General features: G+C 36.4%; 12 protein-coding genes and 1 tRNA gene. 1 reads left to right on the top strand and 12 read right to left on the bottom strand.

The genetic code is table 11. The annotated features are described in order from the left end of the window. Window positions 1–78 precede the first annotated feature (78 nt). The 11 genes from HW347_RS20095 to HW347_RS20045 all read right to left on the bottom strand — a co-directional run bounded on the left by HW347_RS20095 (window position 79) and on the right by HW347_RS20045 (window position 14,573). On the bottom strand, window positions 79–2,031 hold the full coding sequence (locus HW347_RS20095) for an OmpA family protein (protein ID WP_214613512.1): 1,953 nt from the start codon (window positions 2,029–2,031) through the stop codon (window positions 79–81). A gap of 11 nt (window positions 2,032–2,042) precedes the next feature. Further along, the gene (locus HW347_RS20090; protein ID WP_214613511.1) at window positions 2,043–2,966 is read right to left on the bottom strand and encodes a PorP/SprF family type IX secretion system membrane protein; all 924 of its coding nucleotides are present in this window, start codon (window positions 2,964–2,966) and stop codon (window positions 2,043–2,045) included. Window positions 2,967–3,008: 42 nt separating this feature from the next. Beyond that, window positions 3,009–6,032 carry an Ig-like domain-containing protein gene (locus tag HW347_RS20085; RefSeq protein WP_214613510.1) on the bottom strand — a complete coding sequence of 1,008 codons (3,024 nt, stop codon included), beginning with the start codon at window positions 6,030–6,032 and terminating at the stop codon, window positions 3,009–3,011. A 321-nt stretch (window positions 6,033–6,353) separates the two neighbouring features. Continuing rightward, on the bottom strand, window positions 6,354–6,848 hold the full coding sequence (locus HW347_RS20080; RefSeq protein WP_155595066.1) for a CAP domain-containing protein: 495 nt from the start codon (window positions 6,846–6,848) through the stop codon (window positions 6,354–6,356). 367 nt (window positions 6,849–7,215) lie between these two features. Next, a complete protein-coding gene (locus HW347_RS20075; protein WP_214613509.1) occupies window positions 7,216–7,623 on the bottom strand; it encodes a nuclear transport factor 2 family protein in 408 nt (135 codons plus the stop codon). A gap of 228 nt (window positions 7,624–7,851) precedes the next feature. Continuing rightward, window positions 7,852–9,222: a 30S ribosomal protein S6--L-glutamate ligase gene (rimK, locus tag HW347_RS20070; protein WP_214613508.1), complete on the bottom strand. Its 1,371-nt coding sequence runs from the start codon at window positions 9,220–9,222 to the stop codon at window positions 7,852–7,854. A 1-nt stretch (window position 9,223) separates the two neighbouring features. After that, window positions 9,224–10,753, bottom strand: coding sequence for a bifunctional GNAT family N-acetyltransferase/carbon-nitrogen hydrolase family protein (locus HW347_RS20065; RefSeq protein WP_155595068.1), 1,530 nt, complete (start codon window positions 10,751–10,753; stop codon window positions 9,224–9,226). 114 nt (window positions 10,754–10,867) lie between these two features. Then, a complete protein-coding gene (locus HW347_RS20060) occupies window positions 10,868–11,197 on the bottom strand; it encodes a hypothetical protein (RefSeq protein WP_214613507.1) in 330 nt (109 codons plus the stop codon). Continuing rightward, window positions 11,194–12,168, bottom strand: a complete 975-nt coding sequence (locus tag HW347_RS20055; RefSeq protein ID WP_214613506.1) for a deoxyhypusine synthase family protein — start codon at window positions 12,166–12,168, stop codon at window positions 11,194–11,196. The genes HW347_RS20060 and HW347_RS20055 overlap by 4 nt, the downstream gene beginning before the upstream one ends. After that, a complete protein-coding gene (speB, locus tag HW347_RS20050; RefSeq protein WP_214613505.1) occupies window positions 12,158–13,099 on the bottom strand; it encodes an agmatinase in 942 nt (313 codons plus the stop codon). Before speB ends, HW347_RS20055 begins: the two co-directional genes overlap by 11 nt. A 1-nt stretch (window position 13,100) precedes the next feature. Next, window positions 13,101–14,573: an arginine decarboxylase gene (locus HW347_RS20045; protein ID WP_214613504.1), complete on the bottom strand. Its 1,473-nt coding sequence runs from the start codon at window positions 14,571–14,573 to the stop codon at window positions 13,101–13,103. Window positions 14,574–15,024: 451 nt separating this feature from the next. On the opposite strand from HW347_RS20045, the gene HW347_RS20040 reads away from it, so the two are divergent. Continuing rightward, window positions 15,025–15,756: a DUF4488 domain-containing protein gene (locus tag HW347_RS20040; protein WP_225902005.1), complete on the top strand. Its 732-nt coding sequence runs from the start codon at window positions 15,025–15,027 to the stop codon at window positions 15,754–15,756. A 312-nt stretch (window positions 15,757–16,068) separates the two neighbouring features. Here HW347_RS20040 and HW347_RS20035 read toward each other — a convergent pair. After that, a tRNA-Arg gene (locus HW347_RS20035) sits at window positions 16,069–16,140 on the bottom strand. Window positions 16,141–16,183 lie beyond the last annotated feature (43 nt).

The raw sequence follows: 16,183 nt of genomic DNA, 5'->3' as shown, positions 1-16,183 counted from the left end.
ACAGGCTAAATAAGTTTTTAAAGTCACATCCCAAAAATGCTAGTTCTACAGCTAGCATTTTTGATATGTTTAATACTATTATCTTTTTGCGTTGCGAACCTCATCGGCTTGTTTGGAAACGATGATGAAATTAGACCGTCTGTTTTCCAAATGTTTTTGGTCGCTACACTTTACGCCATTGAGACATTCATTTTTTAATCGATATTCCCCGTAACCATGGGCACTTTCAATTCTATCGGCATCAATACCTTTTGAAAGCAAGTAACGTCTTGTGGACTTCGCCCGATTATCCGATAGCTCCAAATTATAGGAATCAGAGCCTCTGGCATCTGTGTGTGATTCAATTTTAATCTTTATTTCAGGGAATGTTTCCATGGCAAAAAGTACTTTTTCAAGTTCAATTTCTGCTCTTGTAGTAATATCAGATTTGTCGTATTCAAAATAGATTGGATTTACCTTAATTTTCTCCATATCTCCATCTTTCTCTACCAAACTATCAAAAGGAGTTAAATACACCTTATTGTCCTTAGAAGGAGCTTCAGGGTTTTCACCAGTTTGAATCATTACAGTTTCTTTGGAAAATCCTGCTCTAGAAAAGACCAATGTATTTTTCTTGTTACACGGAAGTATTATTTTATAAAATCCGGACTCATCCGTTCTATAAATAGAAACCAATTCATCTACCGAATTTTTGAGTTCTACATTGGCATCTGCAATAGGTTCGCCTGTTAGCTTGTTCAATACGTATCCTGAATACTCTAAACAATCTGTTGCTTTTACCTTTTCAAATCGATAAATATCGTCATCCCCTTTACCTCCAGCACGGTTGGAAGCAAAATATCCATTACCTTTTTTATTTTCTCGGATGAATGAAAAATCATCCATATTACTATTCAAAGGTTTCCCCATGTTAAGTGGTAAAGAATACTGGGTCTTAGAAGAAATTATTGAACCAAAAATATCCAATCCTCCTAGTCCGTAATGACTATCCGATGAAAAATACAACACCTCATTATTTACAAAAGGAAACATTTCTCTACCGCGTGTGTTTATTGTAGAACCCAAGTTCATAGGGTCTGACAGCACATCTCCATCATTATTTAAATCAACCACATAAATATCGCTTTCCCCAAACCCGCCGGGCATATTAGAGGTGAAATATAAATGTCTGCCATCAGGGCTTAATGCCGGATGTCCACAAGAATATTCTTTGCTATTAAAGCTCAACGAGGTTACGTTGATAAGTTCATTATTATGTATCGTTCCCCTTAAGATTTGCATGTTAGACAAACCATCATCATTGGCACTTAACTTGTTTTTCTTCTTTAGATAATTCCGCGTAAAGTATACCGTTTGTCCATCCCAAGAGAACGTCAAAGTTGCATCATGATAAGAAGACTCTAAATTTTCTAAGTATTTTTCCGGGATGTAATTTGAATTATTTGGTTTAGTAACATAGAGGTCCAAATAAGGCTGTTTGTTCCATGGATACAATTCTCCGTTAGACTTTACAGTGTCTCTAGCCGAAGCGAAGATTAATCCGTCATTAAAAAACATAGGTCCAAAATCTGATTTTCTACTGTTAAAAGGCAGATTCATGGTGGTATATTTCTCTTGCTGACCTAAGGTGCTATCCAAATGTTTCTTTTGAGACAACATCATGTTTAACCTATCTTCATCTGTATAAAAATCTCTCAGCAATTCGTCGGCTTTTTCATTTTGCATACTTGCTTTAAGGCTTTGCACTAGTTTAATAATGTTGCCTTCACCAACTTCCTTGCCTTTTATGCTGTATAATTTTTCATACCACTTAACCGCTTCTTGATACCTGTTCATGTTGAAATAGCTATCTGCCAAATGCTGAATAACGTCAAGAGATGGCCTTCTTTTTTCAGACGCTAAATCGCGGTACAAATCAATTGCCTTATCAAATTTAAAATCCTCAAAATAGGCATTGGCTTTTTCTTCCTTACTTTGGGCAGTAACCATAAGGCATGTGCCCATAAATATGTATAGTACTAGTTTTTTCATGATAGTAAGTTTTAGAAGAATCTAGGTGACAATGCTCTTTTCTTAGCATCAAATAGATTGTATTTGAGAATGATTTCGTGAGAGCCGTCATTATAACTTTCCAAGCCCGTTATAGAATAATCATAAGAGTACCCTAAAAAGAAGCTTTTAGCAATATGAAGACCTGCCAAAGCACTAATGGCATCATTGTAACGGTACGCCAAGCCCAAAGCCAAGGTTTCCTTTATCAAGAAATTACCCGATACGTCTACAGTTATTGGTGCTCCCGCCACATGTTTGGTTAAAATAGCCGGTTTAAATTTTAAATTATCAGAAAGGTCCATAACATAACCTGCCATTAAATAATACTGACTTTTTCTATTGGTCACTATTTCTTCATCATCACTATAAATCTGAGAATTCAAAAAATTGTGGGTAGAAACCCCAACGTACCAATTGCTACTATGAAAGTAAGCTCCGGCGCCAAAAACTGGTCTGACTTTGTTCAGGTTTTCAGCAAATATTGGATCTTGACCGTCTTGGTAAGTCCCTTTGGACCAGTCCACTTTTAAAACATTTATTCCCGCATTGATTCCCAAAGAAAGCTTTGTAAAATACCCAGTTGGTATCTCATACGAAAAAGTACCATTTACATCAAGGTCGTTTGCAGCCCCAATATTATCATTGATAATGGTAAGTCCTAGACCTACTCTCTCTCGCAATCTTCCCTGAACGGATAAAGATTGCGTCTCTGGAGCACCATCTATACCCACCCATTGTGAACGGTGCAAAACAGTAGCCTCCAGAATACCTCTAGCCGAATAACCTGAATTTAATACTGCCGTATTATACATGTATTGTGTATACTGCGGAGGTTGTTGGCCATAAGCCGTACTCATATTAAAAGTAAGATAGCAGAGCATAACTATCTTTATAGTAGTGCAAAGTAATTTCATAATTGATAAAGGTTTGGTATGAATAGTTTAAAGCACAATGTATTATCTGGCCAATTGTAACCAGCCAACTAGGTTTCTTTCTAATTCGGGTATTTGAATAGAATAGTAGTATGTTCCTGATGGTAAATGGTCTCCGTTATTTAAAACGCCTTTTACATTTGCCATACCATCCCAAGTATTGCGGTAGTCTGCCGTTTTGTAAACAAGGTTTCCATTACGATTATATATTTCTACAGTATTTGAATAATCTTCAATACACTGAACAGTAAAAACATCATTGAAACCATCATTATTAGGAGAGAATTCATTGAAAACCTTTAGACAGAATTCTTCGCCCAAAACCATTCCACAAGTAGTTACCTCAACTTCAAGAAACATCATTTTATTTGGGCTACAGGTTGAATCATCTACGTAAGAGACATTAATATCTGTATTGGTTAACTCCGTCCATGATACGGTTACAAAATCATCTGTAGAAGTACCGCCTTCTGTAATTGTACCACCTACTACGGTCCAAGAGTAATCTTGTTTACCGCTATTGGTAACGTAGGTGTACGAGCGGTTTTGACAAACTTTTACAGACTCTCCCGTTAAAGTTATAGGAGAAGAACCATCATCAACTAAAGTAGTGGTTATCATTAAGCGCTCACTACTTTCACAACCATTTTCAACAGCTGCTACATAATAACTACGTCCGTTTTCTATAGGTGAAGAAGGATCAATTGCATCTCCCCCGGAAGCGCTATCATAGAACATAACATTTGTTTGATCAGTCTGAATATCTGCCACAACTGGTGTATCGCTATTACAAAAAGTCTGATCTGTAGAATTGGTAGTCGGTGTAGGAACATCAACAATAGTAACTTCTATCTGTACTCTTGCCAATATAGATGTAGGTATATCTAAAATTCCTGCAAAATAAATTTGACCATTCACCAAAGGTGTCTCAGCAGTTAATTGCAACCCATCTGTTAGGGCATCAAATAGAATTATATCTCCTAGGCCTACTTGTAAATCTGCTATTGTAGGAAAATCAGCAGCGCAAAATACCTGTAGCACATCATCTATTAACAAATCAGGAAGGTCTACTAAAATCTCATCAGACACGGTACAAAGGACACCTTGTAGAAAAGCTTCGAGTGTATTATCTAAATCGGAAACTAAATCTAAAGCATCTACCTCTACGCTAAAAGAAGAATCTGCCGCTACTACGCCATCATATAGTTTTCCGTTTACGGCTAAAGATATAGGCTCTCCTGGAATAACATCACCAGAAACAGTTCCGGTTACATCTACCGTATTGGTACCGTTAAAAATATCTAGCAAACCATCTAAACTAATCATAGGGTTTGAATCAATAGATATTGTTTTTGCAACGTCTACCACATTTACTTCAACAGATTGTAAATCTCCAGAAACGTTCTCGCAACCTGCTAAATCATCTTTTACGGCCACATAATAATTATAAGGTCCACCTGCTTCGGTAAGTCCGGTTATGGTCATTACACCATTGTCATCTATCTCATAGGTAACATCGCCAGACACCATACCGTCCGTAATTTCAGTGGTCTTATTTGCATCTAAATACCATGAAAAAGTACCATTAATAGAACTTGACGGAACGAGCACTACATTGTTTGATGAACAAATAGCATTCTCATTTCCTAAAACAGTAATATCTGCGGCAGTTGGTATAGGTTCAACATTCACTTCAACTTCAGTTCGTGGTGATTCCTGAGCGCATCCTATTTCAGCAGAAGCTACATAATAGGTAGTATCTGAATTTAAAATTGGCGTAGCAAAAGCATCACCTGAATTTGTAGTTGCTAATAAATTGCCATTATCCGCGGCATCATACCATCTTAACTCAGCGTTGTTGGCGTTTTGAACTTCTGCTGTAATAGTAGTACTTGAGCCTGCACAGATATTCAAATCTTCTGCTATAGAAGTGATTACTGGTGTTGCAGGTGCCCTATAAACATCAAAAATTCTAATATTTTGATCAATACCAACACCCACTAAAGATGATAACTGCACGGTTACTCTATCAACAGGAGTTACGGGGTCAAAACCTATTATGACCGTTTCGCCACTCTGTAATAAAGTTAAAAGGTCTAAATCTAATAAATTGGCCAGATTCTCCGAATATACAGGTGCGTCAGCCCCATTTTGACCAATCACCTCAATTGAATTAGCAATATCCAATTGCGTTAAAGACGGGTCTATTCCAATCTCTATGTAATAATTATCATTTGTATCATCGGCACTATTAAAATAGATAGTCTGCTCTATATCTGCTGCAACATCTATAATTCCAAGACCTAGCTTAGAAAAGGTGCTTCTGTCTCCATCTATGGCTAAATCCGGATTTGTTACCCCAGCTCCACCTAAGTCCAGTAAATCTAACGAAATACCGTTACCACTATAAGACGTGTAATTAGGTGCACCGCAGGTTGTATCTCCATCCCCATAAAAAGCTCCATAGACATCTAAGTCACGCTCTTGGCTTAGTCCTATTAATGACCCCATGCTATTCGTTAAGCGTACTCTGTCATACGGACTAGACGGAGTTAAGGCAAGAAAGTAATCTCCGTTTTTATCTATAATAACTCGTGCCTCATCAGATGAAAAAGCATCTGCAGCACTAGAACTTGCCTGCTGTACTACATTGGTATTATTAAGAGCTTCTACAGAAAATTCTTGATTACCAATTAGCACAACACCAGTAATATCAGAAAGTAAGCCGACTAAGCTGCCTCCCAATAAACTAGAAAGTATATCCTCTTCAGATTCAATCTTCAGATAACTTGTGGTATTTGCCGGTAACGTAGTTGGGTAAGTTAATTCTAAATGACCATCATAAGCACCAAGACCCAAAGCTAAACCAGAACTGGCTCGGATGGTTGCACTGGTCGTTAAATCAGAATCGATAGCATTGTTGGATAAGGTAACTTCGTCTTCACTAGAAATAGCATTAACATAGACCTTATCTTGTGCGTGCGTGAAAGCGCAAAAAAACAGCAATAAACATATAAAGTTTTGCTTTAGAATAGTTTTACGTATCATAGGCAAGTAATTGTAGGTTAAGTCCTATAAAAAACAGGGCTCACCTACTAATTATTGTCTATGCTATTATATACCTTCGATAAAAAGTATATATTTTCGACGAACGGTAACATTATTGGCAAAATGCAGCTTTAGACTACATTTCATCGATTAAAATCAAACAATAGTATATAGTTATAACCTACATTATATATTCCAATACTTATTCCTTGAAAAATCTGGTGTTATAAATTATATACGAATAGAAAAAGCCTCTTATTTCTTTTGGGAAATAGGAGGCTTTTTCTGCACTGAACTAAAATCTAGTTCAATTATAAAATCTTATTGAAAGAACAACTGAGTAAAATAAAGAACACCGTTTTCATCTGCAGTAACACTAACGGCAGTATAATTAAAATTACCTTCCATTACTTTCTTGTGCGTTGGGCTATTTTTCCAAGCTTCAAGAATATCATTAGCATTTGTATAATCCATACCTAAATTTTCAGAAACGAAATCGGCATTTGCTTCTTCAGATAATTTAGAAGCTCTTTTATCAAAATTATCATGGCTGATAATACCTTCAGAAATCATATACTCGTTATGAGCATTTGCATAACCGTAAGCTACACTACTAAACTCTACTGCATTAAGACCAACTGATACTCTATAGTCATTAACAACATCTATAACTTCTTGCTCTATAGCAGAAATCGTTACTTCTTTATTGGTAGTTGCAACAGCCTTGTACAAATCATCTTCTTCAGTAGTAGAAGTTGAACATGAAGTCATTAAAGTTGCAAGTGCAATAAGAATTAAAATGTTGAATCGTACCATAGTTGAAATCTGTTTTTGTAATTCGTTTCCTCTATTTCTGAACGGTACATTGTAGGGTGCCTGAGGAAATTCTCTTAAACGGTACGTTTTACTCGTTGAAGTGTAAAAAACTGTAAGTCAGTTATATAAAAACAAAAATGACTGATTTTACATCGGAGAAACGATGTGCTATACCGATGATTTAACCCTTAAACGGAAAAAGGGATGCATTAGGCGGTAGCCCTAAAACCGGAGTATCGGTAAAGCACTAGAAAAGAAGGATGAAAGACACTTATTCTCAAAATAACTGGAGAACAGGAAAACTTTAATAGACATATTCCATAAAGCATTTGTAGGATAAATCTAATTTTGTAGTATAATGTTACTGCTAGATTTCACCATATACTTCTTTAAAAAATACATCAACTATCTTCTGGTTCTCTGGGAAATTATGAACTTCCTTAATCTTGTTGTTTTCAATTCTCCACAATAGACAGGACATATTATCCAAATTCTCTACATTTTTAAGATTACTCCAGTTTCTATGACAATCAATTACGTGTGTATCATTTACTCCCATTATAATGGGTTCTGCTTTAAACGCTCCTTTTCCCAACTGCTTGAAATACTCTAGCACTTCTTCAATACCCCTTTTTGTTCCACTCAAAGGATGCTCTCCTGGTATATGCCATTTAATATTTTCATCTAACACCTTTTCTATACCAAGAGGGTCATTATTGCCATAGGCAGTAAAAAAGTCATGAATCAAATCTAAATTGGGATGTTGTTGTTGCATGAATTGGATTTTATAATATTCGTTTTAACCTCTAATAAAAAAGAGCTTTAATGAATAAAATAAATTGATTTTGTTTACAATCAAATAGACTTCCAATAGAATTATACGATGCCCAAAAGATGAGCTCCAATAAAAAAGCCAGTAAACATTCCTTAAAAGGATATTTACTGGCATTTCATAAGAAGTGGACGTATTAGATTTAATTTACTTGAAATCTTTATGATAGAACTAAAGACTAAACCTCAACTTTTTCTCAATAGCCACAATCATTTCGTTAGCTATATCTTTACCTGTAGCATTTTCAATTCCCTCAAGGCCAGGTGAAGAGTTGACCTCTAATAATAACGGGCCTTTGTTTGAACGAATGATATCTACACCTGCTACTGCAAGGTTAAGAACCTTTGCGGCTTTCTGTGCTAGTTTACGCTCTTCTGAAGTAATTCTAATGATAGAAGCCTTACCACCTTGGTGAATATTAGCTCTAAACTCACCTTTTTCTGCCTGACGTTGCATAGAAGCTACTACTTTTCCGTTTACCACGAAACAGCGAATATCCTGCCCGTTTGCTTCCTTAATGAACTCTTGCACCAAGATGTTAGTATTCACACTTTTGAATGCATTAATTACACTCTCTGCAGCCTTATTGGTCTCTGCGAGTACAACACCTTTACCTTGGGTACTTTCCAACAACTTAATAATAAGTGGAGCACCGTTTACCATTTTAATAAGGTCTTTGGTATCCATTGGAGATTTTGCAAAACCTGTTATAGGTATATGTATATCATTCTTGGAGAACAACTGCGATGCAAAAAGCTTGTCTCTAGATTGTGTAATAGCTTCGGCGGTATTTTGGCAATACACCCCAAGATTATCAAACTGCCTGATCAAAGCACAACCATAGAAAGTAACCGATGGCTTAATTCTTGGAATGACGGCATCAAAAGCATTTAGAATATTACCCCCTCTGTACCGTATTTCAGGTGAGTGGGCATCTAACTTCATATACGCATGTTCTACATTAAGGAAAACAATTTCATGTCCGCGAGCTTCAGCTGCTTCTATAATACGTTTATTACTATATAGGTTAGGATTACTAGCAAGCAAAGCTATTTTAAGGCCTGTTTTTTCTTTAAAATAAGGCGCGTACAGTTTATTGACTAAATTATCATCAAAATCCTGCATTTGGTAATTCAAAGCCGAGTTTACAATATACCGCTCATTGATAGCTTCTCTACCTAAAAGCATACGAAACTCCATTGTATCTCTATTGGCCAAGGTAACTTCTATCTCAAAAGTATCCTCCCCTATGGTAACAGGCGTACGTACCACCAAACGTTCTTCAGAAATACCAGAAGAACTTTTTACCATTCTACGGTCTACTAATCTAGCTTGGCAAGGTATAGCTATACTCCTATTCTCTTGTAAAGGGCTCACCTCAAACTTTACCCATTCTTGGGTGCCCTTCATAATAATTTTAATATTGGTTGCTTGTATAGAGGATGTTTTAGCTCCTGAATCTACCCTCGCCTTTATGGCTGGAATACCCAAGTTCTCAAACACACACCATTCTTCACTACCTATAATCTTCAAGTCAGTCAAACTATACTTTTTTTCTAAGTTCAAATATATCTTTTCTTCTATCTTTTAAATTGCGTACTGCCCCAAATTGATTGAGTTCTCGCAATAAATCGATATCTACATCGGCAATTAAAATCATCTCCGTATTTGGTGTGGCCTCTGCCTTTATACCATTTGTTGGAAACGAAAAATCGCAAGGTGTAAATACCATGGATTGAGCAAATTGAATGTCCATGTTCTGAACATTTGGCAAATTGCCTACACTACCTGCGATAGCCACGTAGCACTCATTTTCTATTGCTCTTGCCTGAGCGCAATGTCGTACTCTTGAGTACCCGTTTTGAGTATCGGTCAAGAAAGGAACGAATAATATGTCCATTCCTTCATCTGCCAATAAACGGCTTAACTCTGGAAATTCCGAATCGTAACAGATTAAAATTCCGATTTTACCGCAATCGGTATCAAAAGCCTTTAACTGATTACCGCCTTGCATACCCCAAACTTTAGCTTCGTCTGGTGTTACATGCAGCTTTTCGTAACGCTCCATACTACCATCTCTTCTACACAAGTAACCAACATTGTACAAACGTCCATCAATCATTTCAGGCATACTTCCTGTAATGATGTTAATGTTGTACGAAATGGAGAACTCCGAGAATTTCTGTACGATAGCATCTGTGTGTTTAGCCAACTCACGAATAGCATCTGGCGTGGACAAATGATTGTCCTTTGCCATCAACGGGGCATTAAAAAACTCCGGAAACAACGCAAAATCTGACCGATAACCAGATACGGCATCAATAAAGTACTCTGCTTGTTGCAGCAATTCTTCTAAGTCCTTATACGGCCGCATCTGCCATTGTATAAGCCCTAAACGAATAACCGTTTTCTTTGCCGATGCTTTTTTAGAGGGTTTTTGGTAATAAATATTATCCCACTCCATTAAAATAGCAAAGTCACTTGAAGCTTTATCACCTTCCAAATAACCCTTCATAACCTTGGCAGGGTGAAAATCGTTGCTAATCTGAAAGTTTAATACAGGATCGGCAATCTCTTTTCTACGCACTTTGGCTATATACTCTTTTGGAGTAAGCTCATCCATATATTTATGGAAATTGGGCATTCTACCTCCAAAAGCAATACTCTTAAGGTTTAGCTTTTCACACAATTCCTTTCTATAATCGTACAAACGCCTTCCTAACCTAAGACCGCGGAACTGTGGCTTTATAAAAACCTCAACACCATAAAGCACATCTCCTTCATCATTATGCGTGGAAAAAGAATAGTTACCAGTAATCTGCTCATACGTATGCTCATCATCAAAACTATCATAGTCTACGATAATGGACAGGGCCACACCGGCCAACTGTCCATTAATCTTAATAACTACCTGACCCTCTGGAAATTTATCGATTAGCGATTTTATATGCTCCTCTTTCCAATACGATCCGGGCATATTAGTATATGCAGAAATCATGGCGCTTTTAAGCTCTTGATAATCATCAAGGTCTAAAAACTTTAACTCTATATTTTCTATTTCTTCTATTTTCATTGAATGGACATTGAATAATTAGTATCTCTATCAACAAAACCTTGGAATAGAACAAGGGGTTTCTTAGCCTGAATACCAAGCATAGAAAGGTTCATTACAAACCTGATAACAATATTATTCATCGTCATCTTGAGCCATATCTTCTGGGTCTGGCTCTGCTACTGCTGCTGGATCATCATCTTCAAAATCTTCATAATCATCCTCATCATAATTCTCCATGGTGTACTCAAGCTTAGCACTGATCTTTACCAAATATTTGGTGTCTTCGGTCAATACTTCAACTGCTTCAACACGTTCTCCATTGGCGTTTCTGAACGAAATAATATTTCTATCATCATACCCGTCTGGGTAAGCTGCTACCAAAAGTTTTAATACTTCTGGCGTCAATTTTTTAAAGTCTACTATGACGCGCTTTAAATTTGAGGTGTCTCGTTTATTGCTCATAAGTCAAGAAGATATGCAAATATTAATGGTGCAACAATGGTTGCATCGCTTTCTATAATAAACTTAGGGGTATCAATATCTAGTTTTCCCCAAGTAATTTTTTCATTTGGTACAGCACCTGAGTACGAACCATAACTTGTAGTTGAATCACTGATCTGGCAGAAATAGCTCCAGAAAGGCGTATCGGTTCTTTCCATATCTTGGTAAAGCATTGGCACTACACAGATAGGAAAATCTCCTGCTATACCACCACCAATTTGAAAGAAACCAATTCCGTTCTCAGAATTATCTGTGTACCAATCTGCTAAAAAGGTCATATACTCAATACCAGATTTAACGGTACTAGCTTTCAACTCGTCTTTTAACACGTATGATGCAAAAATATTACCCATAGTACTGTCTTCCCAACCTGGGCAAACAATAGGAAGGTTTTTTTCCGCGGCAGCGTACATCCAAGAGTCTTTTAAATCAATCTCATAATGCTCTTCGAGAACACCAGAAAGTAACATCTTGTACATATACTCATGCGGTAAATAGCGCTCTCCTTTTGCCTCGGCATCTTTCCAGATTTTAACAATATGCTCTTGTAACCTTCTAAAAGCTTCCTCTTCAGGAATACAAGTATCTGTTACACGGTTAAGTCCTTTTTCAAGTAAAGCCCACTCATCTTTAGGAGTTAAATCACGGTAATTAGGCACACGTTTGTAATGTGAATGCGCAACCAAATTCATGATATCTTCCTCAAGGTTGGCACCAGTACATGATATAATCTGCACCTTATCTTGGCGAATCATTTCAGCAAAAATCTTGCCTAATTCAGCCGTACTCATAGCACCTGCCAATGAAACAAGCATTTTAGAACCTTTGTTCAATTGTGCTTCGTATCCTTTTGCGGCATCTACCAAAGCAGCTGCATTAAAATGCAAGTAATACTTTTCTATAAATTCGGAAATAGCTCCTTTAGTCTTCATCGTCTTCAAATTTTGATCCTTTATTACCTGGTTTACTGTCTACATCGTATGTGTTATCATACTCTTCATCTACCGCTTTACCCATAAATTTATAGCTAAGCATTTTATAATACAATTTTGCCGCTAGAAAATCTGAAGATTTCTCTGATGGATTTGGACAAAGCTCTACAATATCAAAACCTACTACGTTCTTCTCTTCAAAGACCTGTTTCAAAAACTCTAAAGTCTCATACCACAATAAACCACCTGGTTCAGGAGTACCTGTAGAAGGCATTATAGAAGGGTCAAAAGCATCAAGATCGAATGTAATCAACACATTATCTGTCATTGCTTCAATTACTTTATCCATCCAATACTCATCTTGGGCCATGTCATGAGCGAAGAATGTTTTTTCTTCATCCATAAATGTCTTCTCAATAGCATCCATAGAACGAATACCTACTTGAATAAGATTCGTGGTCTGGCTTGCTTCATGAACTGCACAAGCATGATTGTATTTGGTTCCTTCATACGACTCACGCAAATCTGCATGAGCATCAATCTGCAAAACAGTCAAATTATCAAAACACTCATTAAAGGCACGAATGGTACCAATAGAAATGGAATGCTCACCACCAAACAAGGTAACAAACTTGTTACGCTTAATATACTTTTTGGTTCTTTTATGAACAGCATTTACTACTGCTTCTGGCGAACTATTTTCGGTAATGGCTTCGGCTAAATGAATGCCTTGCTCATAAACCTCGGTATTGGTCTCAATATCATAAAGCTCCATATTCTCCGAAGCTTCTAGAAATGCCTGAGGACCTTTATCGGCTCCTTTACCCCAAGTACTTGTTCCATCGTAAGGCACAGGTATCAAAATTACCTTTGCCGTTTCTAACTGTGCGAATTTATCGGGGATACCCGCATAATTCTTTGTTGTGCTCATCTTAATTAAGTGAATTTGATACGTTTGATGTAATTGTATTTGCGACAATATTATCGCTGCCGTCATTGGCTGGTTTTTTCTTTTCGTAACCCAAAATGCTTAGTAAATCTTCTGCCTTTTGTTGCTGACTAAAAACCTCGTAAGTAAGATTGCCATTGGCATCCTTATCTATTAAGATATGTTTGGGCTGAGGAATCAAACAGTGCTGCAAACCGCCAAAACCACCTATGGTCTCTTGGTAAGCTCCTGTGTTAAAAAAGCCTATGTACAAAGGTTTGTCACGTCTGTATTTTGGCAGGTAAATAGCGTTCATGTTTTGCTCACTATTGTAATAATCATCACTATCGCAAGTTAACCCTCCTAATAAAACACGCTCGTACTCATCGTTCCAACGGTTTATAGGTAGCATGATGAAACGCTTGTTAATAGCCCAAGTATCTGGCAAAGTGGTAATGAAAGATGAATCAATCATATTCCATTTTTCACGATCGTTCTGTTGTTTTTGGTAAAGGATTTCATAAATGGCACCACCACTTTCTCCTACGGTAAAACTTCCGAACTCAGTAAAAATATGTGGTACAGGTACATCTGCCTCTTGACACGTAATATTGATTTGATTTAAAATCTCGTCAATCATATATTGATAATCGTATTCAAAAGCCAAAGAGTTCTTGATAGGAAAACCTCCACCAATATTTAAGCTATCTAAAGATGGGCACACTTTCTTTAAACGAGTATACACCTTTAAACACTTAACAAGCTCGTTCCAGTAATATGCATTATCACGAATACCGGTATTAATGAAGAAGTGAAGCATCTTAAGCTCTACCTTGTCATTATCCTTTATCTGGTTTTCGTAAAAAGGAACGATGTTTTTATAACCAATACCCAAACGAGAGGTATAGAATTCAAATTTTGGCTCTTCTTCCGAAGCTATACGAATACCAATCTTATAAGTGTCTTCTATGACATTTGATAATAGGTCTATTTCTTCGTAATTATCAATTATTGGAATACAGTTGCGATGGCCGTTATTGATAAGCCTTGCAATATTCTCTATGTATTGGTCGCGCTTAAAGCCGTTGCAAATAACATAAGCATCATCTTTTAACTTGCCGTCTTTTTTCAGTTGCTCTACTATGTTAATATCAAAAGCAGAAGAAGTTTCAATATGAATATCGTTCTTAAGCGTTTCATGTAATATATGCTGAAAGTGAGAACTTTTAGTACAGTAGCAATAGTGATACTTGCCCTTATACTCGTTCTTAACTATAGAATTTGCAAACCAATTCTTTGCCTTGGCAATATTCTCAGATATTTTAGGCAAATAGGTGAATTTCAACGGGCTACCATATTTCTCTACCAACTCTTGAAGTGGTATGTTGTGAAATTTTAAGTGCTCATTATCAAGAGTAAACTCTTCTTGAGGGAAAAAGTAAGTCTGATCGATTAGATCGATATATTTATTGTTCATCGTGAATTCTTGTGAATGAAAATCGGAATATTTTTTAACTAATGTGTGCTCTATAAGTTATGAAATTGTTACCGATGGTATCATATAAGAATTTGTTCCTGAGTAGTAGGAATGAAAAAGTATATGTGCTGGCTTTGCACAATAGATGTAGAAAAATCGGAAGTTAGCTTTAAAATTCGGCGGCCCATCTGATGGGTTGCTATGAGATTTGACTTCCTAATCTCCCATAGCCCGAACATAGAAACACATTGCATGTTGTTCAGCTAAAAGCTCAAAATGCCTTTAGTTTTATACTGCTAAAGACAGGACAAATGAAAACAAAAAAAATGTAAAAACAAGCGTTTTCAGAGAAATTACGATAAAACGCAAAAAAAAGTTTTCCCACTAAAAATAATAACACAATATATCCTGTAATTACCTTATTTTTAAGGTATTAAAATACAAATAAAAAATGAAAAACTACATCACAACTTTCCAAAAAAGCATCATTATAGGCCTCATTTTAATCGTAACAAACCTGATGCAAGCTCAACTAACGTCAGAAACTTACTTTTCTGAAGAGAATGTTGATGAAAAAAGTGTCATTCACGAGCTTCATATAATTGATGATTATCTAACTCATACTATTTACGAAAAAAATCCTACTAAGTTTATTATGGCTCGTGGTGGTTTTGTGAAAATTGAAGAAAACCGACTAGTCGTTCTTTTAGAATTCAATTCTAATTATGAAAATGACCAACTGAAGACTCTAAATATTCCATTTGAACAAAAAGAAGATGACCTTATTCTTACTATGAGCTCTAAAAAAACATTTAAACCAGCTCCTTCCCTTGCTCAAGACTTAGATGGTAAATGGCTTTTTGCCACCCGCGGACCAGATGAAGGCCAAGAAAGAAGAGGAGAAGAAAACCCTAGAAAAACACTGAAAATACTAAAGGATGGTCGTTTTCAATGGATTGCCTACCAAACGGAAACAATGAAATTTTCGGGAACCGGAGGAGGTTCATTTACATCAGAAGATGGAAAATACACAGAACATATTGAATTTTTCTCTAAAGATAATTCACGGGTTGGGGCTACTTTAAAATTCAACTACGAACTAAAAGATAACGATTGGCATCACACCGGAAAAAACAGCAAAGGGGAGCCCATGTACGAGATTTGGACCAAGAGGAAAGATTGAAATCATTAAGGGTGAAAATTGCTTAATAATTCAAGTTATCAACAATATATATGATAAAAATTTTATAATTGATAAAAAAACACACAATGTAAGCCTTCATGCGCCGTTATAAACGGACAAGCATAATAATGATGCCATGAACCCCCTTACGAAAGAACAGAAAGAACAGATCGAGAAACTTAAAGCTAAACTAGAAGAGAATAAAAAAAGGATAAACGAATTGGTCAAAAAATTCGATGTCTATGAAATCTAGATTTCCTTTAGTACAACGTATTTCTCATTTCCCAACAATACTATGTTGTATAAGCAAAGTGACCTCGGCAAGAATCGAACTTGCATCTAAAGTTTAGGAAACTTCTATTCTATCCATTGAACTACGAGGCCATTTAACTAAGGGGCAAAAGTAAAGTTTTTTTGGATTTCTCAG

Origin of the sequence: Zobellia barbeyronii, assembly GCF_018603515.1 — a bacterium.
Lineage (GTDB): Bacteria > Bacteroidota > Bacteroidia > Flavobacteriales > Flavobacteriaceae > Zobellia > Zobellia barbeyronii.
The sequence above is the reverse complement of the archived record's forward strand: the minus strand, read 5'-3'. Positions and strand labels throughout refer to the sequence as shown.